We start from the raw sequence: 25,592 nt of genomic DNA, 5'->3' as shown, positions 1-25,592 counted from the left end.
TTTATCGTCATCGTCGATGAGTGGCAGAGAAAACGCGGTGGTGGTCGGAGCGACCGGTGGAATCGGCGCCGAGGTTGCTGCTGCGCTGGCCGAACGGTACGCGTTGTGGCTGGTCGGGCGTGACGAGACCGCCCTCAAGGAAAGTGCTGGAACTCTGCCCGATGCGCATTGCTGGATTGTTGATCTCGCGAATTCAGACATTCCAGATAAGCCGCCGGAATTGTCGTCGGTCGACGTCTTGGTGCATTGCGCGGGGGTTTTCCAACTGGGCTCGGTATCGGAAACCGATCCCACGGCGTGGCGCGAACTGTTCGCGGTCAACCTGTTCGGCGTGGCCGGGCTGACCCAGTCGCTGCTGCCCGCGCTGCGCGCCGCACGCGGCCGGGTGATCCTGGTGAACTCCACCGCCGCCCTCGGCCCGCCGGCCAACCGGGTCGCCTACGCCGCGAGCAAGACGGCGCTGCGGGTGTTCGCGGAGGCGCTGCACCGCGAAGAACTGCCCAACGGTGTGCGCGTCACCAGCATCTACCCCGGCCGGGTCGCCACACCGATGCAGCAGTCGGTGCGCCGCATGGAGGGCGGCCGCTACGAACCCGAGCGGTACCTCAATCCCGGGTCGGTCGCGGACGCGGTGCGGTCCGTGCTGGCAGCACCCGGCGACACGCACCTCACCGAGCTGGTGATCGAACCGGAGTGGCGGCCCTGACCTTGCGGTCGCACCCGGGTATCCGGTGGTATGACGGCATGAACCAGAACGATGTCGTCGTCGTGATCGCCACCCTCGAGGCCGCCGACGGCAAGGAATCCCAGGTCGAGGAGGCGCTGCGCACCGCGGTGCGGGCGGTGCACGCCGAGCCGGGGTGCGAACGCTACGCGCTGCACCGCGCTTCCAGCTCGCCGACGACGTTCGTGATGGTGGAGAAGTGGGCCTCCGGCCAGGCGCTGCGCGTGCACGGCAAGGGCCCCGCGCTCGCCGAGCTGGGCAAGACGCTGGACGGGCTGCTCGCCAAGCCGATGGACCTGCAGATCCTGACGCCGCTGCCGGACGGGGACCCGCAGCTGGGCGCGTTGTGAACCGGCCGCTCGCCGGGATCACCGTCGTCAGCCTGGAGCAGGCGGTCGCGGCGCCGTTCGCCACGCGTCAGCTGGCCGACCTCGGCGCCCGCGTGATCAAGGTGGAGCGGCCGCGCGGCGGCGACTTCGCGCGCCGCTACGACACCACCGTGCACGGGCAGTCCAGCTACTTCGTCTGGCTGAACCGCTCCAAGGAGTCGCTGACGCTCGACGTGAAGGACCCGCGCGGCCGCGAGATCCTCGACCGCCTGCTCGCCGGGGCCGACGTGTTCGTGCAGAACCTCGCGACCGGCGCCGCCGCGCGGCTGGGGCTGGACCCGGCGGCGCTGGGCGAGCGGTACCCGGAGCTGATCCCGTGCACGATCAGCGGGTACGGCACGGACGGCCCGTGGGCCGGGCGCAAGGCGTACGACCTGCTGGTGCAGTGCCAGACCGGTCTGGTGTCGCTGACCGGCACGCCGGAGGGCGCGGCGCGGGCCGGGATCTCGGTGGCCGACATCGCGGGCGGTATGTACGCCTACTCCGGCATCCTCACGGCGCTGTTCACGCGGGCCACGACCGGCGAGGTGCGGCCGGTGGAGGTGTCGCTGTTCGACGCGTTGTCGGAGTGGATGGGGCAGCCCGCCTACTACACGCGCTACGGCGGCACCCAGCCGCCGCGGGTGGGTACCCAGCACGCCACGATCGCGCCATACGGGGCCTACACCGCGGCCGACGGCAAGGACGTGTTGTTCTCGATCCAGAACGAGCCGGAGTGGGTGGCGCTGTGCACCCACTTCCTGCAGCGGCCCGAGCTGGCCGACGACCCGCGCTTCGCGACCGGGTCCGCGCGCGTGGCGCACCGGGACGAGCTGAACGCGATCGTGGCGGACCGGTTCCGGGAGCTGGACAGCGAGAAGATCATGGCGCTGCTGGACGGCATCGGCGTCGCGAACGCCGGGGTGAACTCGGTGCACGAGTTCCTGGACCACCCGGTGCTCGCGGAGCGCGACCGGTGGCGGGAGGTGCCGATCCCCGGCGGGACAATGGCGGCGCTGCTGCCGCCGGTGATCATGGCCGGGGTCGAACCGCGGATGGACCCGGTGCCGGAGGTCGGCGGCCAGACGGACTCGATCCTCACCGAGCTGGGTCACGCCCCGGCGGAGATCGCGCGGCTGCGTGCCGACGGGGTGGTGTGAGCGCGCGCCCACCGGATCGCTTCGCAGGCAGGCAGTGACCTGGATTGATCTCCACTTCGTGGGGTACTCACCGGTATGGGTCGCACGTTGCTCGGGATTTACCTCAACGATCACGTCGCCGTGGTCACGGCCGGCGCCGAACTGGCCCGGCGGCTCGCGCGTGCCGAGGCGGACTGGGCCGGCAACGGCAAGCTCGACCGGCTCGCCGAGGAAATGGCCGAGGACCGCGACGCCCTGATCGAGATGACGCGCACCCTCGGCGAAGCCGCTCGCCCGACCGGGCACTGGGCAGGCCGGCTGCTGGAGAAGGCGGGCAGGCTGAAGCCGAACGGCCGCCTCCTGAGCCGGTCGCCACTGAGCCGCGTGGTCGAACTCGAAGGCCTCCGGCTCGGCGTCGAGGGCAAGATCGCCGCCTGGCGAACCCTGCGCGCGCGGGCCGCCGCGGACCCACGCCTGGACGCCGACCGCCTCGACGAGCTGATCGCGAACGCCCGCAGCCAGGCGACGCGCCTGGAACGGCTCCGGGCGCGCGCCGTCGCCGAACTCTTCGGCGAGGAATCCGTCCTCGCCGCCTGACGACGTCAGGACGCACGGAGGAACTGTTGGTAACGCTCGTCCAGCCGGTCGCGGTCAGGGCGCTCCTTGGGGCGCGGCGGCAACCCGATGCGTTGACCGTGCATCTCCTGCAGTCCGTGCCGCAGCATCGGCCCATCCACCTCGACGAGCAGGTCGTGCGCGATGTGGACTCGGTAGTCCGGTGAAATACCGAGTTGCTGGTTGTCGTAGGCGGCGTGGTGGATCTTGCACAAGCTGAGCCCGTTCGACACGATCGGAGCGCCGTGATCAGCACCGTCAGGGATGATGTGAGCTGCGTCGAGCAGGTTTCCGTGCTGGAGTCGACACACCGCGCAGCGCACTTCGTATGCCCGTAGCACGCTCGCACGGAAGACGGGCTGGTGCAGCCGCCGCCGCGCTATTCGATGAGCGTACCGCTTCGCAGCTTCACCCGGATCCATCGGATCGGGCAGGAATCGCAGTCCTTCGTCCAAAGCGATGAGGAACACCCGGTTCGGCCGGTCGTCCGCGACCACGTACACCGGGAACACGGGCACGTAAAGTCCCGGCTCCAACATCCAGAAGAGGATCAAGGGGACCTGGAGCTCGCACGCGCGTCTGAGCTTGGTGTTGTCGCCGGCGTCGGACGACGACTGGTAGTGGTACCGGAACAAGCCGCTTTCCATCGGCTCATCGCCGTACGGCCCGTGCAACGACGTCATGATCGTGAGCGTGGCCTGCAGGTCCTTGGGGTTGCGAATGCCGCGTCCTTGGTCGAGCAGGCGCCAAACGCGTCCGTCAACCGCGAACGCGCTCAGTTCTCGACGACTCAACGTCCCCGACGGCGAAGCGTCGACAGCCTCCCGAAGCCGCGCCATGATCCGACGCCGGACGTCGACTTCTGCTTCAAGGTCCACAAGTTCTTCTACCAGAATTAACCCGCAAGTGGGAGCGACACCTGTCCGGCCACGTGCTGCTGTCCTCAGTAGACAGACGAGTTGTCCACAGATTTGGGCACCTGTGGATCGGTTTGTGGACAACCTCAGGCGGGTGTGGCGTAGTGGGCCGTCTCGTCCTTGCCGCGTGTGCGTGCGGCGATCCGGCGGCCGGCGCTCATGTTCATGCGCCACGTGGCCATCGCGACGCTGACCCGGAAGTGGTTGGCCACCGAGTGATCCGACCAGCCCTTGAACGCGGCCACGCGCGCGGCGTCGGTGGGGATCAGGAGTTCGCCGGAAAGCTCGGCGGCTTCTTCTTCGATCTCGGCGACCACGGAGCGGCAGCCGTTTTCGTCGGTCAGGGTGGGGCCGAACGGGTGCTCCAGGAGCACGTGCGCCATCTCGTGCGCGATCGTGGACCGCCTGCGGCGCGGGGGGTGCACGTGGTTCTCGATGATCACCGCGCCGCTGGGCTGGAGCGGCACCAGCGCTGCGGAGAACACGTGCGGGCGCTCCTCGGTCAGGTACCGCACGGATTCCGGCGGCAGGATCGGGTTGGACAGGTCGAACACCTCGATGCCGTAGAGCTCGGCCAGCGCCCACGGGTCCAGCGGCGCGAAGACCGGCAGGCCCAGCTCGGCGCGGACCTCCAGGGCGAGTTCCCTGGCCTGCTTCTTGAAACCCCGGCGGAGAGTCATTGCGGCTCCTTGTGCCTGGCGCGGATGTGTCGCATGGTCAGGCCGACCACGTCGATCACGTGCTGCTGGTCGGCCGCGCTGAGTTCTTCCTCGGCCCGGAGCAGCGGCGCGAGCTGCGCTTCGAGCGAGGGCCGGCGCCGCCCGTCGGGCTCGCCCTCGGGCCACACCATGAACGTCTCGGCGGGCATGCCGAGCCACTGGACGAGCGCGATGAACCCGTCCAGGTCCGGCCGGTGGCCGTTGCTCATCCGGCTGACGAGGGACGCGCTCACCCCGGCCTCGGCCGCGAGCTGCCGCCAGGACAGGCCGCGAGACTCCCGCTCCGCGTCCAGCGCCGCGTACAGCCTGCCCGTGTCCAGTCGTCCGCCCATGTGGCCCACCTCCGCCTCTCGTCGCGTCGCAGTGTTGCCGAACCGTTGCGGAGGAGCAACAATGGTGTAATACTGAAACAGCGTTGCACTCTTGCAACAGTGGAGGAGGGAGCCGGATCATGTCGCGGGCCGTGTACTGGGTTTCGCCCATGCTGGGCAGCTGGGACGTCAGGCGGGGCGGGGAGGTGCTGTCGCACCACGAGCGCAAGCGGGACGCGGTGCGCGCGGCGGCGAAGCTGGCGCGCGCCGACCGCCCGAGCGTGCTCAGGATCCAGCGCCGGGACGGATCGATCGAGAGCAGGCGGCTCTACGGCGACGATCCGCTGCCCGCTCCGGGGTGAGGTGCCCGGCGGTTTGCGGCCGGGGGAGAGGTGGTCGAACATGGGTTCGAGATTAGGGGTGGGGTCTGACAATCTCGGCCGCTCCGTTCCGGCGCCCAGGGGATTTTTTTCCGGACGCATCGCGGGGGCCGCGGCGCGGCACCGCCCGCTTCGCGCCGCCAGGCGTCACGCGGCGGATGTGGTCAGGAGACCCGCCGCTCGATTCCCCGGCCGGCCAGCACGTTCTCCACCTCCGCGCACAGGATGTGGATGGCGACCAGGTGAGCTTCCTGCACGGTGGCGGCCGTGCCGGGCAGGCACAGCGCGTCCTCGGCGACGTTCGCGAGCGGGTTGGGCGTCGGGCCGGTCAGCGCCCACACCTGTGCTCCGGCGCAGGCGCCTTCCTCGGCCGCCCGCACCAGGTTGCGGCTGCGGCCGCTGGCCGACAGCAGCAGGAGGACGTCGCGCGGGCGTGCGTGTGCTCGCACCTGCCGGGCGAACACCTCGGCGTGGTCGTACTCGTATTCGTCGCCCACGGCGGTGAAGCTGGAGGTGTCCGCGCGCAGGGCGATCGCCGAGAACGGTGGCCGGTCGTCGTGGTAGCGGCCCAGCAGCTCCGCGGTGAGCTGCTGGGCCTCGGCGGCCGAGCCGCCGTTGCCCGCGGCGAGCAGCCGGTTGCCCTCGCTCAGCCGCTCGGCGAGCGCCTGGCCCCAGCGCGTGAGGCGCCCCGTTTGCCGGCGGAGCGCACTCAGCGTCTCGTCCAGGATGTCCAGGTGTCCACGCGCCACGTTGGGAAGGGTGGACGCGCTCATGTGCAGGGGAATTGCCTGTGGTTCAACGTTTAAACTTCGCCGCCGCCGCCGCGGCGAGGCCGGCGAGGAGGAACACGGCCGCGAACCACGGCAGGAAAGCGGCACGCACCAGCTCGAGCACGCCGGCGCCGAGCACCCCGGCGAGGGACACCGCGAGGTAGACCGCCGACGCGTTCAGCGACACGACCAGCGACGGTGTCGCCGGCGCCGCGGCGATCAGCTGGTGCTGCTGCGGGACCATCACGGCCCACGACGCGAGACCGTAGGCGACGACGGCGATCAGCGCGCCGGCGAACGTCGCGGTGGTCCACGGCATGAACGCGTAGTCGAGCACGCCGAGGGTCATCGCGACGGTGATGACCCGCATCGGGCCGAAGCGGTCCGTCCAGCCTCCGGTGACCATGTTGCTGATGGTCCCGGCCACTCCGGCGGCGAACAGCAGGACGGTGAGGCGGACGCCGTCGCCCGAGGTCGCGCCTTCGACGATCACGCTGAGGTAGATCGTGACCAGGTAGATCCCGGTGAACATGGCCACGGTCGCGGCGAGGATGAGCACGACGGTCCGGTCCCGCAGTGGCGCCAGGCGCTCCCGCAGGGTGGTCGCCGGCGGGTTCGGCACCGCCGGCAGCCAGAGCGCGACACCGGCCGCGGCGACCACGCCGAGCGCGGCGACCAGCCACATGGTCTGCCGCCAGCTCGCCACGGAACCGAGCAGTGTGCCGATCGGCACGCCCAGCGCGGTCGACGACACCAGGCCCAGCGTGACCAGCGACATCGCGCGGCCGCGGCGGTCCGGTGGGGCCAGGGCGGCCGCGGCGGTGGCGGCTGTCGGTGTGATGGCGGCGGCCCCTGCCGCGGCGATCACCCGCGAGGCCAGTGCCAGGCCGTAGTCCGGCGCGAGCGCGGTGACGGCGTTGCCCAGTACGAAGACGCCGAGTGCCGCAAGCAGGACCGTGCGTCGTGGCCAGTTCCCCGTGGCGGCGGCGAGCACCGGCGACAGCACGGCGTAGGCGATCGCGAAGACGGACACGAGCTGGCCGGCTTGGCCGACGCTCACGTTCAGGGATCGGGCCAGCTCCGGCAGGACGCCGTTGACGACGAAGGCGTCCGTGCCGACGGCGAACGTCGCGACGGTCAGCACGCCGATCCGGGCGGGCAGGCGGGTCGTGGTGGTCATGAGCCCCTCAAAACGGTACTGATCGGTTCCGTCTTAACGGTACTGATTAGTTCCGTTTTTGGTCAAGCTCGGATATGGTGGTGACATGCCCACTCGTGCCCGTGAACGACTCGTGCAGACCGCGGAGGACCTGTTCTACGCCGACGGCATCCGCGCGGTGGGTGTCGAGCGGCTGCTGGAGGCGTCCGGCGTCGGGCGCGCCTCGTTCTACCGGCACTTCGCGAGCAAGGACGACCTGGTCGAGACGGTGCTCACCGAGCGGGACCAGGCGTGGCGCCGGTTGCTCGCCGAAGGCGTCGCGGCGCGCGGCGGTCACCCGCTGGCGGTCTTCGACTTCCTGGCCGAGCGGTTCGCGCGCGCCGACTACCGGGGCTGCGCGTTCATCAACGCGATGGCCGAGGTCGGCGACGCGGACGCGGCCGTCTACGAGCTGGCCCGCGCGCACAAGGCGGCGGTGACCGAATACCTGGCCGGACTGCTGGACAAGGCGGGCTACCGGGAGAGCGAGACGCTCGCCGCCCAGTTGATGCTGCTGATCGACGGCGCGCTGGTCACGGCGCTGCGGGAACGCAGCGCGGAACCGGCGCTGCGGGCCAAGGCCATCGCGACCGCCTTGCTCGGCCGGTGACGCCGGGTCCAGGTCCCGCTGCCCAGGGGAACCGCGCGGAGTGGACGGGCTGGACGCGACGCGTCAGGACTTGACCAGCCGGGCGATGGCGTCGCTGGCCTCGCGGACCTTCACCTCGGCCTCGCGGCCGCCCGCGCGCGCCGCGTCCACCACGCAGCCCGAGAGGTGCTCCTCCAGCAGTTCGAGGGAGAACGCCTGCAGTGCCTTCGTCGCCGCGGAGACCTGCGTCAGGATGTCGATGCAGTACTTGTCCTCTTCGACCATCCGCTGCAGGCCACGGATCTGGCCTTCGATCCGGCGCAGTCGCTTGAGGTAGGCGTCCTTGTCACCGCTGTAGCTCGCCATGTCCGCCTCCGCTCTCGGCACTCCCGGCCATCATACCCGCTCCCCGTATGTACACCCTTGCGTCAACCGGGGGCATCTGTTCACCTGGGTACCTGAGCAGGTGAGGGAGGTTCCGGTGCGGGGTGGAGTTCCCCTCGGCAGGCGGGAACGCATGTCGGTGGCCGCGATGGCCTGCTGCATCCTGGCCCTCAACGCCGCCGGGTGGGGGGTGCTCCTCCTGCTGGTCGTGCCGCGGCACTTCGCGATCGGCGCGTCCGGCGTCTTCGGGGTGGGCCTGGGGGTCACCGCGTTCACCCTGGGTATGCGGCACGCGTTCGACGCCGACCACATCGCGGCGATCGACAACACCACCCGCAAGCTCATCGCGGAGGGGCGGCGTCCGCTCACCGTCGGCTTCTGGTTCTCCCTCGGGCATTCCACGATCGTGTTCGGCCTGTGCCTGCTGCTCTCGCTCGGCGTGCGTGCGCTGGCCGGCGAGGTCGAGGACGGCTCCTCCACGCTGCACGACGTCACCGGCGTGATCGGCCTGTCGGTCTCCGGCACCTTCCTGTGCCTGCTCGGCGTGATCAACCTGGTCGTCCTGATCGGCATCGTCCGACTCGCCCGTGACCTGCGCCGCGGCCGGTTCGACGAGGCCGAGCTCGAGGCCAGGCTCGCCGGTCGCGGCCTGCTCAACCGCGTCCTCGGCCGGGTCACGGCGGCGGTGCGGGAACCCTGGCACATCTACCCGGTGGGCGTCCTGTTCGGCCTCGGTTTCGACACCGCGACCGAGGTCGGCCTGCTGGTCCTGGCCGGCGGTGCGGCCGCGTTCGCCCTGCCCTGGTACGCCGTTCTCGTGCTGCCCATCCTGTTCGCGGCGGGCATGACCCTGTTCGACGCGGCCGACGGGTTCTTGATGAACTACGCCTACGGCTGGGCGTTCGCCCGGCCGGTCCGCAAGATCTTCTACAACATCGCCGTCACCGCCCTGTCCGTCGTGGTGGCGCTGGTGATCGGCGTGATCGAGCTGATCTCGGTGGTCGTCGACCGGACCGGTATCACGAGTGGTCCGCTGGCGTCGATCGCCGAGATGAACCTCGACCACGCCGGGTTCGTGATCGTGGGCCTGTTCGCGCTCACCTGGGTGGTCGCCTGGCTGGTGTGGCGGCTGGGGCGCATCGAGGAGCGGTGGACCGCGGACGCCGAGTAGCCCCTGTACGGGTAGGGGGTATAGTTCCGGTATGACTGAGACCGTCTACACCGTCACCGGGATGACCTGCCAGCACTGCGTCGCGTCGGTCACCGAGGAGGTCGGCAGGATCGAGGGCGTCCAGGACGTCAAGGTCGACCTGCCGACCGGCGCCGTCACCGTCGTGAGCGCCGGCGAGCTGAGCGACGACGCGATCCGCGCCGCCGTCGACGAGGCCGGGTACGCACTCGCCCCGCGGTGACCCGATGACCGCCGCCCCCGAGCTCACCGAGGTCGAACTGGCCATCGGCGGCATGACCTGCGCCGCGTGCGCGAACCGCATCGAGCGGAAGCTGAACAAGCTCGACCGCGTCACCGCCACGGTGAACTACGCCACCGAGAAGGCCAAGGTCAGCTTCCCGGCGGAACTCGACCCGCGGGAGCTGGTCGACACGGTCGTCGCCGCCGGGTACTCGGCCACGTTGCCGGAGCCCGGCGACGGGGGTCGCGAACACGTGACCGACCTGCGCGACCGGGTGATCGCGGCGGCGGTCCTGTCGCTGCCGGTGGTCGTCCTGGCGATGGTCCCGGCCTGGCAGGTCGACTACTGGCAGTGGATCTCACTGGCGCTGGCCACCCCGGTGGTGTTCGGCGCCGGCCTGCCGTTCCACACGGCGGCGTGGACGAACCTCAAGCACCGCGCCGCGACGATGGACACGCTGATCTCCGTCGGCACCCTGGCGGCCTACCTGTGGTCGCTGTACGCGCTTCTGTTCACCGGTGCCGGGGAGATCGGGATGCGCCACCCGTTCGAGCTCACCCTGGCCCGCGGCGGCGACAGCCGCATCTACCTCGAGGTCGCCACGGCGGTGACCACGTTCATCCTGGCCGGGCGCTACTTCGAGGCCCGCGCCAAACGCCGCGCCGGTGCCGCCCTGCGGGCGCTGCTGGAGCTGGGGGCCAAGGACGTCGCCGTGCTGCGGGACGGCGCCGAGGTGCGGATCCCGGCATCGCAGCTGGTGGTGGGGGACCGGTTCGTGGTGCGGCCGGGCGAGAAGATCGCCACCGACGGCGAGGTCGAAGAGGGCTCGTCCGCGGTCGACGTGAGCATGCTGACCGGCGAGTCCGTGCCGGTCGAGGTCGGGCGGGGTGACGCGGTCGTCGGCGCGACCGTCAACGCCGGCGGGCGGCTCGTCGTCCGCGCCACCCGCGTCGGCTCGGACACGCAGCTCGCGCAGATGGCCAAGCTCGTCGAGCAGGCGCAGACCGGGAAAGCCCAGGTCCAGCGGCTGGCGGACCGGGTTGCCGGCGTGTTCGTGCCGATCGTGCTGGTGCTCGCCCTGGGCACCCTGATCACCTGGCTCGCCCGCGGCGAGGCGCCCGCCGCGGCGTTCACCGCGGCGGTCGCGGTGCTGATCATCGCCTGTCCCTGCGCGCTCGGGCTCGCCACGCCGACCGCGCTGCTGGTGGGCACCGGCCGCGGCGCGCAGCTCGGCATCCTGATCAAGGGCCCGGAGGTGCTGGAGTCGACGCGGCGGATCGACACGGTCCTGCTGGACAAGACGGGCACCGTCACCAGCGGGCGGATGGCGCTGGTGGACGTGTGCCTCGCCGATGGCGAGGACCGCGGCGAGGTGCTGCGCGTGGCCGGTTCACTGGAACACGCGTCCGAGCACCCGATCGGCAAGGCCGTCGCGGCCGCCGTGGACGACCACGTGCCGGTGTCGGAGTTCCGCAACCTGGAAGGGCTCGGCGTGGCAGGCGTGGTCGACGGCCGGGCCGTCGTCGCCGGGCGCAGCGCGCTGCTCGCCGAGCGCGGTCTGCACCTGCCGGTCGCGCTCGCCCAGGCGAAGGCCGAGGCGGAGGAACTCGGGCGCACCGTCGTCGCGGTCGGCTGGGACGGCCGGGTGCGCGCGGTCCTGGTGGTGGCCGACACGGTCAAGCCGTCGTCGGCGGAGGCGGTGCGGCAGCTCCGGGCCCTCGGGTTGCGTCCGGTGCTGCTGACCGGCGACCACGAAACGGTCGCGCGGGCAGTGGCCCGCGAGGTCGGGATCACCGAGGTGATCGCCGAGGTGCTGCCCGCGGACAAGGTCGACGTGGTGAAACGCTTGCAGGACCAGGGCAGCCAGGTCGCGATGGTCGGGGACGGCGTCAACGACGCGGCCGCGCTCGCGCAGGCCGACCTCGGCCTGGCGATGGGCACCGGAACCGACGTGGCGATCGAGGCGAGCGACCTGACGCTCGTGCGCGGCGACCTGCGTGCCGCCGCGGACGCGATCCGGCTCGCGCGGCGCACCCTGGGCACGATCAAGGGGAACCTGTTCTGGGCGTTCGCCTACAACGTGGCGGCGCTGCCGCTGGCCGCGCTCGGCCTGCTCAACCCGATGATCGCCGGGGCGGCGATGGCGCTGAGCTCGGTCTTCGTGGTGACCAATTCGCTGCGGCTGCGCGCGTTCTCGTAGGGAAGTAACCATTCGCGCCTCCCCAGGAGCCGACTACCGTAGCGGTTTCGGACCTGGGGAGGCGTGATGCGCGACGCGATCGTGATCGGAGGCGGCCAGTCCGGTCTCGCCGCGGCCCACGCGCTGCGGGAGGCCGGGCTGAAGCCGGTGGTGCTGGAGGCGGGAGCGGAGCCGGTCGGATCCTGGCCGCGCTACTACGACAGCCTCAGGTTGTTCTCACCCGCGGGCTACAGTTCCCTGCCGGGCAAGCGTTTTCCCGGCGATCCGCGGCACTACCCGGTGCGCGACGAGGTGGTCGCCTACCTGCGGGACTACGCCGCCGGGCTGGACGTGGACATCCGCACCGGGCACCGGGTGGAATCCGTGCGCCACAACGGGAATTTCGTCGTGCGCGCCGGGGAGGATTTCGAGGCGCCGGTCGTGGTGGCAGCCAGCGGGTGGTTCGGCAAGCCGCACACGCCGGCGTTGCCCGGGCTGGATTCCTTCGCGGGCAAGGTGATCCACGCGGCGGACTACCGCGAGCCGAGCGCGTTCGCCGGGCAGCGGATCGTCGTGGTCGGCGCAGGCAACTCCGGCGTGCAGATCGCCGCGGAGCTGGCCGAGGCCGCGTCGGTGACGCTCGCGACCCGCAGGCCGGTGCGGTACGCGCCGCAACGGCCGCTGGGCAAGGACCTGCAGTTCTGGTTCTCGGTCACCGGTGTCGCGTACCTGCCGCGGCGCATCAAGGGCGAGCCGCCGACCGTGCCGGTGATCGACACCGGCCACTACCGCGGGCTGATCCGCGCCGGGCAGCCGGACCGCCGCCCGATGTTCACCCGCCTCGACGGCAACCACGTCCTGTGGTCCGACGGCCAAAGCGAACCCGTCGACACGCTCCTGCTCGCCACCGGGTACCGGCCGGACATGCCCTACCTCGACGGCCTCGGCGCGCTGGACGGGCGCGGCGTGCCGAAGCACCGGCGCGGCGTGTCCACGTCGGTGCCCGGCCTCGGGTACGTCGGGCTGGAGTGGCAGAGCACGCTGGTGTCCGCGAGCCTGCGCGGCGTCGGCCGCGACGCGCGGTACGTGGTCCGGAAGCTGGCCCCGATGAGGTAGAAGGGACGGTGTGACCGATCGAACCGGGGCGCTGTCCGGCGTCGTCATCGCCGACTTCAGCCGGGTGCTCGCCGCGCCCTACGCGACCATGCTGCTCGCCGACCTCGGCGCCGAAGTGATCAAGGTCGAGCGGCCGGGCAGCGGGGACGACACCCGCGCCTGGGGCCCGCCGCACGCCGACGGCGAGGCCGTCTACTTCCGGTCGGTCAACCGCAACAAGCGCTCGATCGCCCTCGACCTCACCGATCCGGACGACCTGGCCACGGCGAAGGAGCTCGCCGCGCGCGCCGATGTGCTGGTCGAGAACTTCCGCCCGGGCACCATGGCGCGCTACGGCCTCGGCTACGACGACCTCGCCCCGGCGAACCCCGGCCTGGTGTACTGCTCGATCTCCGGGTTCGGCAGCGGCGCCGGCGCGGACCTGCCTGGCTACGACCTGCTGCTGCAGGCCGTGGGCGGGCTGATGAGCGTCACCGGGCCGGCTCCGGGCGAGCCGACCAAGGTCGGGGTCGCGCTGGTCGACGTGCTGACCGGGCTGCACGCGGCCGTCGGCATCCTGTCCGCGCTGCGGCACCGCGACGCGACCGGCGAGGGCCAGCTGGTGGAGATCAGCCTGCTCGGCGCGCTGCTGTCCAGCATGGTCAACCAGAGCGCGAACCACGTGATGGCGGGCGTGGTCCCCGGCATCATGGGCAACCGGCACCCGTCCATCGCGCCGTACGAGGTGTTCCAGGCCGCCGACCGGCCGATCGTCATCGCGGTCGGCAACGACCGGCAGTTCGCGGCGTTCACCGCGGCGCTCGGCGTGCCGGACCTGGCGGCCGACGAGCGGTTCACCACCAACGAGCGGCGGGTCGCGCACGTCGCGGAGCTCGCCGATCTCCTGGGCACCCGGCTGCGGGCCCGGCCCGCCGACGAGTGGTTCGAGCTGCTCACGCCCCTGGGCGTGCCGTGCGGACCGGTGAACGACCTCGCCGAAGCCTTCCAGCTCGCCGACCGGCTCGGGCTCGAGCCACGCGTCCCGCTCGGCGGGCTGGACGTCGTGCGCAACCCGATCGGGCTGGCGAAGACACCGCCGGCCTACCGCCAGGCGCCGCCCCGGCTCGGCGAGCACACCGACGAGATCCGAAGCTGGCTCAACGACGGCGCCTAGACTCTGTTGTTTGCGGCGGAGCCGCTTGCGGTGGGCCGTCAGCCGGCACCGCTACCCGCGCCGCCACGCAAGCCATGTCCGGACCACGTCTCAGCGGTTGGGCAGCAGCTCCTGCGCCTTGGTCTTCAGCCCCTCGACCAGGATGTGCCACGCGTCGCGGTCGCCCTTGAGCATCGCCTCGGTGGTCGACTTGATCTGCTCGAACGTGGCGTGCGGCGGGATCGGCGGCACCTCCGGATCACAGCGGACGTCCAGCAGCGCGGGCCGGTCCGCCGACAGCGCCCGCTCCCACGCCGGGCCGAGCTGGTCCGGCTCGTCGACCGCGGCCGCCTCGAACCCCAGCGACCGGGCGAATTCGGCGTAGGAGAACTCGGGCAATGACTGCGACTCCTCGAACTTCGGGGCGCCGCCCATCGACCGCAGCTCCCAGGTGACCTGGTTGAGGTCGTTGTTGTGGAACACGCACACCACCAGCCGCGGATCCGACCACAGGTGCCGGTAGCGGCGGATCGTGAGCAGCTCGGCCATGCCGTTCATCTGCATCGCGCCGTCGCCGACCAGCGCGATCACCGGCCGGTCCGGGCAGGCGAACTTCGCCCCGATCGCGTACGGCACACCCGGCCCCATCGTGGCGAGCGTGCCGGACAGTGAGCCCCGCATCCGCCCGCGGATGCGGAGGTTGCGCGCGTACCAGTTGGTCGACGACCCCGAGTCGGCCGTGACGATCGCGTCCTCGGGAATCCGCTTCGACAGCTCGTGCACCACCCGCATCGGGTTCACCGGGTCCGCGTCGACCATCGCCTGCTGCTCGACGGTGTCCCACCAGGACGCGACGTTCTTCTCGATCTTCTCCCGCCACCGGCGGTCGTCCTTGCGCTGCACCATCGGCATCAGCGCCCGCAGCGTGCCCTTCGCCTCGCCGACCAGGTTCACCTCGGTCGGGTACCGCATGCCGATCATGCTGCCGTCGATGTCGATCTGGACGGCGCGGGCCTGGCCGAACTCGGGCAGGAACTGGCTGTACGGGAAGTTCGAACCGACGATCAGCAGCGTGTCGCAGTCGCGCATCATCTCGTAGCTCGGCCGGGTGCCGAGCAGCCCGATCGAGCCGGTGACGTAGGGCAGGTCGTCGGGCAGGACGTCCTTGCCCAGCAACGCCTTCGCCACTCCGGCGCCGGTCAGCTCCGCGATCTCCCGGACCTCGGCGGCGGCGTTGCGCGCACCCTGGCCGACCAGGATCGCCACCTTCTCCCCGGCATCCAGCACCTCGGCCGCGCGCGCGAGCTCGTCCTCCGGCGGGATCACCACCGGATGCGGGAACCCGGGCGGGCTGGAGGGCACCTGCTTGAACGCGTGCTTCGGCGCCGTGTACGGCTGCTCCTGCAGATCCGCCGGGATGATCAGCGCGGTCGGCGCCCGTTTCGCCAGGGCCGTGCGGATCGCCCGGTCCAGTGCGTTGGGCAGCTGCTCGGCGACGTTGACCTCGACCAGGTACTCGCTCGCGACGTCCTTGAACAACGGCTGCAGGTCGACTTCCTGCTGGTAGCTGCCGCCCATGGCGCTGCGCGCGGTCTGCCCCACGATCGCCACCACCGGGACGTGGTCGAGCTTGGCGTCGTAGAGCCCGTTGAGCAGATGGATGGCGCCCGGCCCCGAGGTCGCCATGCACACCCCGACGTGCCCGCTGAACTTGGCGTACCCCACCGCCTCGAACGCGGCCATCTCCTCATGACGGGCCTGCACGAACCGGGGCTGGTCGTCCGCCTTGCCGAACGCGGCGACGATCCCGTTGATCCCGTCGCCCGGGTAGGCGAAAACCTGCTCCACATCCCATTCCCGCAGGCGCCGCAGCAGGTAGTCGCCGACCGTCTCCGACATGGAAAACTCCTCACGCTCCTCGGCTCAGTCCCACCAGGGGCTTACCCGGGACACCCCGGCCCGACACCTCCGGCACCGCGGTGCTGATCGCCTGGAGCGGCAGCCCGTCGTAGACCTGGAGGGTTTGCAGGTGGTGCAGCATGATCCCTTCGCGCAGCGCCCACGGGCACACGTCGACCTTGCGGATGTCGAGCGTGTCCATGGTCGCCTTCGCCACGATCGCGCCCGCCAGGATCTGCCGTGCGCGCGGTGCGGACACCCCGCGCAGCCGCGCCCGTTCGGCCGCCGTCATCTCCGCCAGACGGGGGATCCACGTGTTGAGCGCGTCGACGGTGAGCGTGCGCCGCACGAACGGACCGCGCCGCTGCGGCGGCGCGCCCGCCAGCCGGGCCAGCTGCTTGAACGTCTTGGAGGTGGCCACCGCACGCGCCGGCACACCCTCCCATCTCAGCCGGTCGGCGACCTCGCGCAGCATGTCCCGTGCGTGCCGGCGCATCGCCTTGACCTGCTTGGCCGTCGGCGGGTCGTCGGTCAGGAACATCCGCGTCAGCCGTCCTGCGCCGAGCGGCAGGGACAGGGTGAGCTGCGGTTCGGCGTCCCGTCCCAGCGCGATCTCCAGCGACCCGCCGCCGATGTCGAGCAGCAGCAGGCGCCCCGCCGACCAGCCGTACCAGCGGTGCGCCGCGGAGTAGGTCAGCCTGGCCTCGTCCTCACCGGTGAGGAACTGCGGGCGCACTCCGGTGCGTTCCTCGATCCGGTTGATGATCTCGTCGCGGTTGGCCGCGTCGCGGATCGCCGAGGTCGCGAACAGGAACAGCTGCTCCACCCGGTGCAGCCGGGCCGCGGCGAGCGCCGACTCCACGGCGTCCACCGCCCGGCACACGCCCTCCTCCGCGATCGCGCCCGTCTCGTCGATCTGCTCGGCCAGCCGTGTGGGCTCTTTCACAGCCAGTGCGGGCAATGGCGGGGCCCCCGGGTGGGCATCCACGATCTGGAGTTGCGCGGAGTTCGAACCGATGTCGAGCACGCCGAGTCGCATAAGGTCCGGCGTACCCCGTTTATCCCTCTATCACACGGCTACTTCCGACGTCATGGAGACGTACAGCTACACCGCGACCGCCGATCTGCCCGCCGACGAGGCGTTCGCGTTCATCTCCGATGCGCCCAACCTGCCCCGCTTCCTCCCGCAGGACCTCGCGGAGGGCTGGCTCCGCGCGGATGCGGCGAGCAGGCAACTGGCGTGGGGCACCGAGAGCGAGGGCGACGACTGCGGTGAGTTGCACGTCATCGACCGCGGCCCGGCGCAGTGCGAGATCGCGATGACCGTGCACACCCGCCGCACCGACGGCGACCAGGTGCGCACCGAAATGGCGCAGGCGGTCGCCGCGCTCACCCACAAAGCCGGCGCCGACGCCGACGAACAACGCGAGGGCCGGCAGGCGGGCTGGGTCTGAGCCGGGTCCGGTGCTGTAATCCTGCCCATGCGTGAACACGTGATCGTGGCCTCCACGACCGACAGCGAGACGACGGCTCGTGAGCTGGCCGTGCAGGCCGTCGAGGCGCGGCTGGGTGCCTGCGCGCAGATCGTGGGCCCGATCGTGAGCGTCTACCGCTGGGACGGCGAGGTGCACGCCGACCCCGAATGGCGGGTCGAGATCAAGACCGCGGCCGACCGGGTGGCTCCCCTGGTCGAGCTGATCAAGCGGCAGCACGACTACCAGGTCCCGGAGATCATCGCGACACCCATCGAGGGCGGCAGCGCGGAGTACCTCGAATGGCTGATCGCGGAGACCAGGCCGGCCTGACCCGCCCGCGTCACGACCGTACCAAGTGGACGGTCCGGTGCCGGCGGGACCACGTCCGGCTGCTCCGGTGGGAACTTCACCGGCCCGCGCGTAGTTTCGAGGTCATGGCGAAGATGATCCGGTGGTCCCTCCCCGCGCTGCTCGGCGCGGCGGTGTGGGCGCTGGGGGAGATCCCGGTGTCCTTCGGCGGCAGGCCCGATCCCGAACGCATGCGGCGCTCCCCGCAGTTCCACGACGGCCGGTTCCGGAACCTCGCTCCGCCGCTCGTGCAGCCCGCCCGCGCCCGCGACCTGGTCGGCGAGATGCTCTTCGGCAAGCAGCAGCGCAAGCCGACCGGGCCGGTTCCGCTGGTGCCGCCCGGCGCGCCCGCGGATGCGGGGCTGCACGTCACCTGGTTCGGCCACGCCTCGTCGCTGATCGAGATCGACGGCCGGAAGGTGCTGGTGGACCCGGTGTGGGGCGAGCGGGTGTCGCCGTCCCGGTTCGCCGGGCCGAAGCGGCTGCACCGGCCGCCGCACCAGCTGGCCGACCTGCCCGAGCTGGACGTCATCATCGTCTCGCACGACCATTACGACCACCTGGACCGGCCGACGGTGGTGCGGCTGGCCCGCACCCAGCGCGCGCCGTTCGTGGTGCCGCTCGGGGTGGGCGCGCACCTGCGCCGGTGGCGGATCCCGGCGGAGCGGATCATCGAGCTGGACTGGGACGAGTCGGTTTCGGTGGCTGGTGTCGAGGTGACGGCCGCGGCGGCGCAGCACTTCTCGGGCCGCGCGTTCACGCGGAACAACACGTTGTGGGCGTCGTGGATCGTGTCGCGAGCCGGCCGGAAGGTCTTCTACACGGCGGACTCGGGCTACTTCGACGGCTACCGCGCGATCGGTGCGAAGCACGGGCCGTTCGACGTGGCGCTCGTGCAGATCGGCGCCTACCACCCGGCGTGGCCCGACATCCACATGACACCCGAGGAGGGAGTCGCCGCCCACCTCGACGCCGGTGGCGGCTTGCTGATCCCGGTGCACTGGGGAACGTTCCGCCTCGCGATGCACGGCTGGAGCGAACCCGCCGAACGGGTCTGGCGCGAGGCCAAGGCCCACGACGTGACGCTGGCGATCCCCCGCCCCGGTGAGCGGATCGACGTGGACAACCCGCCACCGGTCGACCCCTGGTGGCAGCCGATCGGCTGATCGCCGGACTCGGCCGGGTGGCCGCGTCGGGACCTCAGGGACGCACTCTCGACAGGCCCACCCGGTCGGCGGCGTGGCGGATCTTGAAGAACGTGTTCCGGAACCACGCCATCAACGTGGCCCGCGCGTCCGGGTCGAGCTGCTGCTCGCCGGCGGCCTTCACCGCCTTGTAGTGGTCGATCAGCGTGTGCAGCCAGGCGTCCACGTCCTGCACGCTCTCCAGCTGCACCATGCCGCCGGTCTCGGGCAGGCGCCGCAGGAACACCGCGTGCGTGTTGCGGACCCAGTAGGACAGCTTGAGGTCGATCTCCGGGATCGCGACCGGCGGGTCGAGTTCGAAGGCCAGCCGGGAACGCCAGCCGAGCAGTGCCCGCTCCACGGGGTGGTCCCAGCGACCGGGTCGGCCGAGCTGGTGCCCGGCGATGCGCCGCTCGGCGAACCACAGGAAGTCCTCGGAACCGCGGCGCAGGGTGCTGATCATCGACGGCGCGAGTGCGCCGATCACGGTCCGATCGACGACGTCCCACGTCGTGCCGCCCGCGAACGGGCTGTCGATCTTGAGGGTCTTCACGGTCCGCACCCTGAATTACTGCCTCATCTTCCGGTTCGCCCGCAACCCGCCATCGGTGTGCTTTACCTCATGCCCAGCCGGTGGCTGATGCTGATCTCGATCACCACCCGCTCCGGGTTCGGCGCCGGCCGGCGGTGGTAGCGCGCGGCGTACCGGTTTTCCGCGTCGGCCACCGATTCCGGATCCTCCCGGATCACCGCGGTTCCCTCCAAACTCGACCAACGGCGGCCGTCGACCTGGCTCACCACGGCGAGTGCGGGGCGACCGACCCGGACGTTGCGAGCTTTGACGCTGCCGCGGCGGCAGATCACCCGGCCTGTCGTGAAGTCCTCGTCCACCGTGACGCCGACCGGCACGACGTGTGGTCTGCCGTCCGGGCGGAGCGTGGTGAGCAGGCACAGGTGCCGCTCCGCCCAGAACGCCCGCAGTTCGTCACTGGGGGCCGCCGTCGTCGTGGTCATGCCCGTCCCTCCGCATCCGTTCCGGTCCATCTTGCCAAGATCTCTTCCATGATGGGTTCCACCCACGCGCTGACCGGCTGGTGCGCCGGTCTCGCCCTCGCCCCGGCCATCGGCGCCGGCTCCGTCCACCAGGCACTCGCGTTCGCCGCGACGACCGCCGGCTTCGCGCTGCTGCCGGACCTGGACCACCCCGGTGCCCGCGCCTCGAAACTGCTCGGCCCGATCACCGGGATGGTGTGCTGGCTGCTGCGGCACGCTTCCGCGGGTCTGTACGCGGTGACGAAGGGGCCGCGGGACGAGCGGCGCCGGGGCAGTCACCGGCACCTGTCGCACACACTGCTGTTCGCGCTCGGGGCAGGCGCGGCGACGACGGCCGGCACCCGGGCGGGTGGCTGGTACGTGGTCGCCGCCGTGGTGCTGTTCGCGTTGCTGCTCGCCGCGGACGCGCTGGGGGACTGGTTGCTGCTGGTCGCGGGCGGCGGGGTGGCCTGGTGGGCGCTGACCGCGAGCGCGGCGGCGGAGCTGTCCCAGCTGACCGGCTGGCTGGGGATCGCGGTCGCGGCCGGTTGCGTCACGCATTGCCTCGGTGATGCGCTCACCGAAGCCGGCTGCCCGTTCCTGTTCCCGGTGCCGATCGCCGGCGAGACCTGGTACGAGCTGCGGCCGCCCGGGTTCCTGCGTTTCCGCACCGGCAAGGGCGTGGAGAAGTTCCTGATCGTGCCGGTGTTCACGGTGCTGGCGGTGGTGCTGGTGCCCGGCGCCTGGTCCGGGCTGGTCGGGCTGTTCGCGGAACCGGTCGTCGCGGCCGTCCGCTGACTAGAATCGCTCTCGATGACGAGTTCCGCGGGCCGCACCGGACTGCGCGCTGACGCGCGCCGCAATCGCGCGCGTGTGCTGGCCGCCGCGCGGGAGGCGTTCGCCGACGAGGGCCTGTCGGTGCCGCTCGACGAGATCGCGCGTCGTGCCGGGGTGGGCGCGGGCACGGTCTACCGGCATTTCCCCAGCAAGGAGATGCTGTTCGAGGCCGTCGTGCTCGACCGCATCGAGTGGCTCGCCGAGCAGGCACGCGACCGGCTCGCCGCAGCCGACCCGGGCGGGGTGTTCTTCGAGTTCTTCGAGGTGGTGGCCGAGCAGGCGCTGCTGAACAAGGCCCTGTGCGACGCCCTCGAGGCGAGCACCGGCACCCCGTTCACGGCGGCGCCGGACGAGCGGGGCGAGTTCCGCGCCGCGTTCGGGGCTCTGCTGCGCCGCGCACAGGCGGCCGGCGCGGTCCGGGCGGACGTCGAACCCGACGACCTGACCGCGCTGCTCGCGGGGTACCTGGCGGTGCGGCGGCGGGCCCCGGCGGGTCGTCCGCTGGCGCGGATCATCGCGGACGGTCTCCGCGCCTAGCGCTGCACGGCCATCTCGCCCAGCTCGGACCAGTCGTCCTGGGGCAGCTCGAAGTTGACGATCCGCGGGGTTTCCGCCAGGTACGGCGGCAGGGTCTGCCGGGCGGTCTCGAAGTGGCTGGACTGCACGTGCGCCGCACCCGCTTCGCCGTCGCGGAACGCTTCGACCAGCACGTACTCCGTCGGGTCCTCGACGCTGCGGGACCAGTCGAACCACAGGCACCCGTCCTCGGCACGGGTGGCGAGGGTGAAGTCCCGCGCGATCGCGGGCCAGTCGTCGGCGTGCTTCGGCAGGATGCGGAACTTCGCGGTGATGAAAATCATGGGTCCACCGTAGAGCCGCGGGGCCGCGCCCACACCGGACGCGGCCCCGCGCAGGTCACGGCGTGACGCCGAACTGGTTCGCCAGGTCGGTCAGCATCGCCGAGGCGCCCTGCAGGCTCACGGCGCTGAACCACGTCGTGTCGGGGACATCGACGATCTTGCCCTTCAGCGTCGCCCACAGGGGGTTGGCCTGGAACTTCGCCTTCGGGTCCTCCGCCGTCTTCGTCTCGTCCGAGTACGACGACACGAAGATGACGTCCGCGTCCAGCTTCGCGATGTCCTCCTGGCTGAGGTTCACCGAGATCTTGTCGGCCGTGTCCGGCTGGCCCGCCGGCCGGGACAGCCGCGCGTCGGCCATCACCACGCCGGGGTAGGACGCGCTGCTGTAGAGCCGGACGGTCGGCTCGCCCTCGACGAACCGCACGATGGACACCGTCGGGGTGCGGCCGAGCTTGGCGGTGATCTCCTGGCCGATCCGCTGCGCCCGCTGCTCGTAGGCGCCGATCTTCTGCTCGGCCAGGGACTCCTTGCCGAGGACCCGCGCGAGCAGCCGGATGTTGTCCTTCCAGCTCGCGCCGGTCGTCGTCGAGAAGACCGTCGGGGCGACCCCGGTGAACTGGTCGTAGTACTTCTCGTGCCGCACCTTCGCCGAGACGATCACGTCCGGCTTGACGTCGTAGAGCTGCTCGACGTCCGGGCTCTCCAGCGGGCCGACCACCTTGGCGCCCGCACCGAACCCGCGGTCGTCGCCGAGGTATTCGGGCAGCTGGTCGTAGTTGCGGTACTTGGTGTACGCCACGACCTGGGTTTCCAGCGCGAACGCGGCGTCCACGTAGCTGGTGTCGAGCGCGGCGACGGTCTTCGGCTGCGTCTTCAGCACGGTCGAACCCATCGCGTGCTGGATGGTGCGCGGATAGCCGGCCTGGCTCGCTCCGCCCTGCCCCGCGGATTCCCCGGCGCCGCCGCTGCACGCGGTCAGGGTCAGGCACGCGGTCACCGCCAGCGCCAGTGCTGCTCGCCACGGTCTCGTCATCGGCATCTCTCTTTCGGTTAGCCTAGCCTAACGCGAAGCATAAGGTGCGGTTCGTCCCGTTTGGAAGATCGAGTTGGATAGGCGACAGCAGTGACGGTGGTGGCGACAGCCCGGCCACGGACGCGCAGGCAGCGCCGGGTGGCCGGTATCGGCGTGCTCGCCGTGCTGCTGGTCCTCGTCTGCGCGGCGAGCGTCGCGCTGGGTACGAAAACGATCCCGCTCGGGGAGGTGTGGACGGCGCTCACCCACCCCGCCGGGGCCGAACCGGACATCATCGTCCGGTCGCTGCGGGTGCCGCGCACGGTGCTCGGCCTGCTCGTCGGGCTCGCGATCGGCGTCGCCGGCGCGCTCATGCAGGGCCACACGCGCAACCCGCTCGCCGACCCCGGCCTGCTCGGCGTCACACACGGCGCCGCGCTCGCGGTCGTGTTCGCGGTCGTCGTGCTCGGGATCGACGGGCTCTACGGGTTCATCTGGTTCGGGTTGGCCGGCGCCCTGCTGGCCAGCGTTGCGGTGTTCCTGCTCGGCGCGGTCGGCGGCGGGGGCGCGACGCCGGTGACGCTCGCGCTCGCCGGCGCCGCGGTGAGCGCGCTGCTGCACGGGCTGGTGTCGGCGATCATCCTCGGCGACGAGCGCGGCATGGAGATCTACCGGTTCTGGCGGATCGGGTCGATCGCCGGGCGCGATTTCGCGATCACCGGGCAGATCGCGCCGTTCCTGGTGGCCGGCCTGCTGCTTGCGCTGATCAACACGCCCGGCCTGAACACGCTGGCACTCGGCGAGGACGTCGCGACCGCGCTCGGGCAGCGGGTGGTGCGTACGCGCGTGCTCGGCGTCGCGGCGATCACGCTGCTGACGGGGTCGGCGGTCGCCGCGTGCGGGCCGATCGCGTTCCTCGGGCTCGTCGTGCCGCACCTCGCCCGCGCGATCACCGGCCCGGACTACCGCTGGCTGGTGCCGGTGGCCGGGCTGCTCGGCGCGGTGCTGCTGCTGACGGCCGACGTGCTGGGGCGGGTGCTGACCGGCGACGACTTCGAGGTGGGCATCCTGCTCGCGATCATCGGGGCGCCGGTGTTCATCGTGCTGGTGCGGCGGCGGGGGCTGAGCAAGGTATGACGCGCAAGGTGCTGGCCGCCGGGCCGGTGGCGTGGACGGTCAAGCCGCGGGTGATCGCGGTCGTGGTTGTCGCGGCGGTGCTGCTGGTGCTCGTCGCCGCGATCAACATCGGGATGGGCAGCTCCCGCATCGGGATCTGGCACGTGCTGGAGACCCTGCTCGGCGGCGGGACCCGGCGGGAACGCGGGATCATCTTCGACCTGCGCCTGCCGCGCACGCTCGCCGGCGTGCTGGTGGGTGCCGCGCTCGGGCTGTCCGGCGCGTTGTTCCAGTCGGTCGCGCGGAACCCGCTGGCCAGCCCGGACATCCTGGGTATTACGTGGGGTGCGGGCGTCGGCGCGGTCGCCGCGATCGTCGCCGGTGGGTACCGCGGCCAGGTCAGCGGCACGGTGAGCGCGATCGGCGTGCCGGTCGCCGGGCTGCTCGGCGGACTGCTGGCGGGGGTGCTGCTGTACGCGTTGTCGTGGCGGCGCGGCGTCGACGGCTACCGCATGGTGCTGATCGGCATCGGGCTGTGGGCGATCAGCTACAACGTCGTGAACTGGCTGCTCGCCGCCGGGGACGTGAACGACGCGGCGCGCGCGACGACGTGGCTGGTCGGCAACCTCGCCGATGTCGGATGGGACTCGGTGGGCCCGGTCGCGATCGCGCTGGCCGTGCTGGTGCCGATCACGCTGGTGTGCGGGCGGACCGTCGGCGGCCTGCAGTTCGGCGATGACACCGCGCGCGGCCTCGGCATCCGGGTCGACGGCGCCCGCGGCGCACTGCTGTTGCTGGCGGCCACGCTCGCCGCGATCGCCACCGCCGCGGCGGGGCCGATCACGTTCGTCGCGCTGGCGACACCGCAGATCGCGATGCGGCTGGCGAAGACCGCGCAACCGCCGCTGGCCGGGTCGATGGTGCTGGGCGCGCTGCTGACCGTGGGCGCGGACCTGCTGACCCGGCTGCTGCTGCCGGACCTGCCGGTCGGGGTGCTGACCGCGGTCCTCGGCGCGCCGTACCTGATCTTCCTGTTCGTCCGGAGCCGCCGGGAGGCACGAGCATGACGGCACGACTGCGGGCCGAGGGCCTGAAGCTGGGGTACGGCGAGCGTCTCGTCGTCGACGGTCTGGACCTGGACGTCCTGGACGGCACGATCACCGCGATCATCGGCCCGAACGGCTGCGGCAAGTCGACGTTGCTGCGGGCGCTGGCGCGGCTGCTGGCCCCGCGGGAGGGCGCGGTGCTGCTGGACGGCAAGCGGATCGACAAGCTGCCGACGCGTGAGGTGGCGAAGGTGGTCGGTCTGCTGCCGCAGTCGCCGGTCGCGCCCGAGGGCTTGACGGTCGGTGACCTGGTGGCGCGCGGGCGGCACCCGCACCAGCGCTGGTACCGCCAGTGGTCGTCCTCGGACGAGGACGCGATCTCCACCGCGCTGCGGCTGACCGGGATGGACGTGCTGGCCGACCGCGTGGTGGACGAACTGTCCGGCGGGCAGCGGCAGCGCGCGTGGATTTCGATGACGCTGGCGCAGGAGACCGGACTGCTGCTGCTGGACGAGCCGATCACCTACCTCGACCTGGCGCACCAGATCGACGTGCTGGACCTGGTGCACCGGCTGCACCGCGACCGCGGCACGACGGTCGTGATGGTCCTGCACGACCTCAACCTGGCCGCCCGCTACGCCGACACGCTGGTCGCCATGCGCGGTGGGCGCGTTCTCGCGCAGGGCTCGCCGTCCGCCGTGCTGACCGAACCGCTGCTGGACGAGGTGTTCGGGCTGGCGGCGAAGGTCCTGCCGGATCCGGTCTCCGGTACGCCGCTGGTGATCCCGATCAGCGCGCACCTGCGGGACGGTGCCCACTAGGACAGTCCG

Annotated in this window: 31 protein-coding genes; 19 read left to right on the top strand and 12 right to left on the bottom strand. The window is 71.4% G+C overall.

Features of this window, described 5'->3' with window-relative positions; all coding sequences use genetic code 11:
- Positions 1–16 precede the first annotated feature (16 nt).
- The 4 genes from FHX46_RS27705 (at position 17) to FHX46_RS27690 (ending at position 2,828) form a co-directional block, all read left to right on the top strand.
- Complete coding sequence (locus FHX46_RS27705; protein ID WP_167120758.1) at positions 17–706, top strand: SDR family oxidoreductase; 690 nt, start codon at positions 17–19, stop codon at positions 704–706.
- Positions 707–744: 38 nt separating this feature from the next.
- Positions 745–1,074, top strand: coding sequence for a putative quinol monooxygenase (locus FHX46_RS27700; protein WP_167120756.1), 330 nt, complete (start codon positions 745–747; stop codon positions 1,072–1,074).
- Positions 1,071–2,252 (top strand): CaiB/BaiF CoA transferase family protein, encoded by a 1,182-nt coding sequence (locus FHX46_RS27695; RefSeq protein WP_167120754.1) that lies wholly within the window; start codon positions 1,071–1,073, stop codon positions 2,250–2,252. The genes FHX46_RS27700 and FHX46_RS27695 overlap by 4 nt, the downstream gene beginning before the upstream one ends.
- A 75-nt stretch (positions 2,253–2,327) precedes the next feature.
- On the top strand, positions 2,328–2,828 hold the full coding sequence (locus FHX46_RS27690; protein ID WP_167120752.1) for a hypothetical protein: 501 nt from the start codon (positions 2,328–2,330) through the stop codon (positions 2,826–2,828).
- A gap of 5 nt (positions 2,829–2,833) precedes the next feature.
- Here the strand turns inward: FHX46_RS27690 and FHX46_RS29095 are convergent, their stop codons facing one another.
- The 3 genes from FHX46_RS29095 to FHX46_RS27675 form a co-directional block, all read right to left on the bottom strand.
- Complete coding sequence (locus FHX46_RS29095) at positions 2,834–3,724, bottom strand: HNH endonuclease (protein WP_167120751.1); 891 nt, start codon at positions 3,722–3,724, stop codon at positions 2,834–2,836.
- 125 nt (positions 3,725–3,849) lie between these two features.
- Positions 3,850–4,443 carry an ImmA/IrrE family metallo-endopeptidase gene (locus FHX46_RS27680; RefSeq protein WP_167120749.1) on the bottom strand — a complete coding sequence of 198 codons (594 nt, stop codon included), beginning with the start codon at positions 4,441–4,443 and terminating at the stop codon, positions 3,850–3,852.
- The gene (locus FHX46_RS27675; protein WP_167120747.1) at positions 4,440–4,814 is read right to left on the bottom strand and encodes a helix-turn-helix domain-containing protein; all 375 of its coding nucleotides are present in this window, start codon (positions 4,812–4,814) and stop codon (positions 4,440–4,442) included. Before FHX46_RS27675 ends, FHX46_RS27680 begins: the two co-directional genes overlap by 4 nt.
- A 119-nt stretch (positions 4,815–4,933) precedes the next feature.
- Between FHX46_RS27675 and FHX46_RS27670 the strand changes: the two genes are divergently transcribed.
- Entirely contained in the window at positions 4,934–5,155 is a 222-nt protein-coding gene (locus FHX46_RS27670) for a DUF2188 domain-containing protein (RefSeq protein ID WP_167120745.1), read from the top strand.
- A gap of 182 nt (positions 5,156–5,337) precedes the next feature.
- On the opposite strand, the gene FHX46_RS27665 is transcribed toward FHX46_RS27670, so the two are convergent.
- Positions 5,338–5,946, bottom strand: a complete 609-nt coding sequence (locus tag FHX46_RS27665; RefSeq protein WP_167120743.1) for a D-sedoheptulose-7-phosphate isomerase — start codon at positions 5,944–5,946, stop codon at positions 5,338–5,340.
- Between the two features lie 22 nt (positions 5,947–5,968).
- Positions 5,969–7,123: an MFS transporter gene (locus FHX46_RS27660; RefSeq protein WP_208400317.1), complete on the bottom strand. Its 1,155-nt coding sequence runs from the start codon at positions 7,121–7,123 to the stop codon at positions 5,969–5,971.
- A gap of 85 nt (positions 7,124–7,208) precedes the next feature.
- Between FHX46_RS27660 and FHX46_RS27655 the strand changes: the two genes are divergently transcribed.
- Positions 7,209–7,751, top strand: coding sequence for a TetR/AcrR family transcriptional regulator (locus tag FHX46_RS27655; protein WP_167120741.1), 543 nt, complete (start codon positions 7,209–7,211; stop codon positions 7,749–7,751).
- Between the two features lie 63 nt (positions 7,752–7,814).
- Here FHX46_RS27655 and FHX46_RS27650 read toward each other — a convergent pair whose 3' ends face one another.
- The gene (locus FHX46_RS27650) at positions 7,815–8,096 is read right to left on the bottom strand and encodes a metal-sensitive transcriptional regulator (RefSeq protein WP_167120739.1); all 282 of its coding nucleotides are present in this window, start codon (positions 8,094–8,096) and stop codon (positions 7,815–7,817) included.
- A gap of 151 nt (positions 8,097–8,247) precedes the next feature.
- Between FHX46_RS27650 and FHX46_RS27645 the strand changes: the two genes are divergently transcribed.
- From FHX46_RS27645 to FHX46_RS27625, 5 genes are all read left to right on the top strand, one after another.
- Positions 8,248–9,285, top strand: coding sequence for a HoxN/HupN/NixA family nickel/cobalt transporter (locus FHX46_RS27645; RefSeq protein WP_167121716.1), 1,038 nt, complete (start codon positions 8,248–8,250; stop codon positions 9,283–9,285).
- Between the two features lie 31 nt (positions 9,286–9,316).
- The gene (locus tag FHX46_RS27640; RefSeq protein ID WP_167101308.1) at positions 9,317–9,526 is read left to right on the top strand and encodes a heavy-metal-associated domain-containing protein; all 210 of its coding nucleotides are present in this window, start codon (positions 9,317–9,319) and stop codon (positions 9,524–9,526) included.
- A gap of 4 nt (positions 9,527–9,530) precedes the next feature.
- Complete coding sequence (locus tag FHX46_RS27635; protein WP_167120737.1) at positions 9,531–11,726, top strand: heavy metal translocating P-type ATPase; 2,196 nt, start codon at positions 9,531–9,533, stop codon at positions 11,724–11,726.
- A gap of 66 nt (positions 11,727–11,792) precedes the next feature.
- Positions 11,793–12,821 (top strand): flavin-containing monooxygenase, encoded by a 1,029-nt coding sequence (locus tag FHX46_RS27630; protein WP_167120735.1) that lies wholly within the window; start codon positions 11,793–11,795, stop codon positions 12,819–12,821.
- 10 nt (positions 12,822–12,831) lie between these two features.
- Entirely contained in the window at positions 12,832–13,974 is a 1,143-nt protein-coding gene (locus FHX46_RS27625; RefSeq protein WP_167120733.1) for a CaiB/BaiF CoA transferase family protein, read from the top strand.
- 90 nt (positions 13,975–14,064) lie between these two features.
- Here the strand turns inward: FHX46_RS27625 and FHX46_RS27620 are convergent, their stop codons facing one another.
- Both FHX46_RS27620 and FHX46_RS27615 read right to left on the bottom strand, forming a co-directional pair.
- Positions 14,065–15,852 carry a thiamine pyrophosphate-requiring protein gene (locus FHX46_RS27620; RefSeq protein ID WP_167120731.1) on the bottom strand — a complete coding sequence of 596 codons (1,788 nt, stop codon included), beginning with the start codon at positions 15,850–15,852 and terminating at the stop codon, positions 14,065–14,067.
- A gap of 10 nt (positions 15,853–15,862) precedes the next feature.
- Positions 15,863–16,798 (bottom strand): Ppx/GppA phosphatase family protein, encoded by a 936-nt coding sequence (locus tag FHX46_RS27615; protein WP_313886261.1) that lies wholly within the window; start codon positions 16,796–16,798, stop codon positions 15,863–15,865.
- 145 nt (positions 16,799–16,943) lie between these two features.
- Here FHX46_RS27615 and FHX46_RS27610 point away from each other — a divergent pair, with 145 nt between their 5' ends.
- The 3 genes from FHX46_RS27610 to FHX46_RS27600 all read left to right on the top strand — a co-directional run bounded on the left by FHX46_RS27610 (position 16,944) and on the right by FHX46_RS27600 (position 18,841).
- A complete protein-coding gene (locus FHX46_RS27610) occupies positions 16,944–17,306 on the top strand; it encodes a hypothetical protein (RefSeq protein WP_167101290.1) in 363 nt (120 codons plus the stop codon).
- Between the two features lie 27 nt (positions 17,307–17,333).
- Positions 17,334–17,657 (top strand): divalent-cation tolerance protein CutA, encoded by a 324-nt coding sequence (gene cutA / locus FHX46_RS27605; protein WP_167120727.1) that lies wholly within the window; start codon positions 17,334–17,336, stop codon positions 17,655–17,657.
- A gap of 104 nt (positions 17,658–17,761) precedes the next feature.
- Positions 17,762–18,841, top strand: coding sequence for an MBL fold metallo-hydrolase (locus FHX46_RS27600; protein WP_167120725.1), 1,080 nt, complete (start codon positions 17,762–17,764; stop codon positions 18,839–18,841).
- Between the two features lie 34 nt (positions 18,842–18,875).
- Here FHX46_RS27600 and FHX46_RS27595 read toward each other — a convergent pair whose 3' ends face one another.
- Together FHX46_RS27595 and FHX46_RS27590 are read right to left on the bottom strand one after the other, a co-directional pair.
- Positions 18,876–19,412 (bottom strand): hypothetical protein, encoded by a 537-nt coding sequence (locus tag FHX46_RS27595; RefSeq protein WP_243871354.1) that lies wholly within the window; start codon positions 19,410–19,412, stop codon positions 18,876–18,878.
- A gap of 62 nt (positions 19,413–19,474) precedes the next feature.
- Complete coding sequence (locus FHX46_RS27590; protein ID WP_208400316.1) at positions 19,475–19,873, bottom strand: PPOX class F420-dependent oxidoreductase; 399 nt, start codon at positions 19,871–19,873, stop codon at positions 19,475–19,477.
- A gap of 51 nt (positions 19,874–19,924) precedes the next feature.
- On the opposite strand from FHX46_RS27590, the gene FHX46_RS27585 reads away from it, so the two are divergent.
- Positions 19,925–20,689 (top strand): metal-dependent hydrolase, encoded by a 765-nt coding sequence (locus tag FHX46_RS27585; RefSeq protein ID WP_167121715.1) that lies wholly within the window; start codon positions 19,925–19,927, stop codon positions 20,687–20,689.
- A gap of 15 nt (positions 20,690–20,704) precedes the next feature.
- Positions 20,705–21,265: a TetR/AcrR family transcriptional regulator gene (locus tag FHX46_RS27580; RefSeq protein WP_167120719.1), complete on the top strand. Its 561-nt coding sequence runs from the start codon at positions 20,705–20,707 to the stop codon at positions 21,263–21,265.
- Here the strand turns inward: FHX46_RS27580 and FHX46_RS27575 are convergent.
- Positions 21,262–21,588 carry a putative quinol monooxygenase gene (locus FHX46_RS27575; RefSeq protein WP_167120717.1) on the bottom strand — a complete coding sequence of 109 codons (327 nt, stop codon included), beginning with the start codon at positions 21,586–21,588 and terminating at the stop codon, positions 21,262–21,264. The two genes, FHX46_RS27580 and FHX46_RS27575, sit on opposite strands and share 4 nt — an antisense overlap.
- Before the next feature lie 55 nt (positions 21,589–21,643).
- Positions 21,644–22,621, bottom strand: a complete 978-nt coding sequence (locus tag FHX46_RS27570) for an ABC transporter substrate-binding protein (protein ID WP_208400315.1) — start codon at positions 22,619–22,621, stop codon at positions 21,644–21,646.
- Between the two features lie 90 nt (positions 22,622–22,711).
- On the opposite strand from FHX46_RS27570, the gene FHX46_RS27565 reads away from it, so the two are divergent.
- From FHX46_RS27565 to FHX46_RS27555, 3 genes are read left to right on the top strand one after another with little or no spacing between them, the layout of a single operon-like run.
- Positions 22,712–23,737, top strand: a complete 1,026-nt coding sequence (locus tag FHX46_RS27565; RefSeq protein WP_167120715.1) for a FecCD family ABC transporter permease — start codon at positions 22,712–22,714, stop codon at positions 23,735–23,737.
- Entirely contained in the window at positions 23,734–24,783 is a 1,050-nt protein-coding gene (locus tag FHX46_RS27560; RefSeq protein ID WP_167120713.1) for a FecCD family ABC transporter permease, read from the top strand. Before FHX46_RS27565 ends, FHX46_RS27560 begins: the two co-directional genes overlap by 4 nt.
- A complete protein-coding gene (locus FHX46_RS27555; protein WP_167120711.1) occupies positions 24,780–25,583 on the top strand; it encodes an ABC transporter ATP-binding protein in 804 nt (267 codons plus the stop codon). Before FHX46_RS27560 ends, FHX46_RS27555 begins: the two co-directional genes overlap by 4 nt.
- The last annotated feature ends 9 nt before the right edge of the window (positions 25,584–25,592 follow it).

The organism is Amycolatopsis viridis, from assembly GCF_011758765.1.
Taxonomy (GTDB): domain Bacteria; phylum Actinomycetota; class Actinomycetes; order Mycobacteriales; family Pseudonocardiaceae; genus Amycolatopsis_E; species Amycolatopsis_E viridis.
This window is presented reverse-complemented; position numbering and strand designations above follow the sequence as displayed.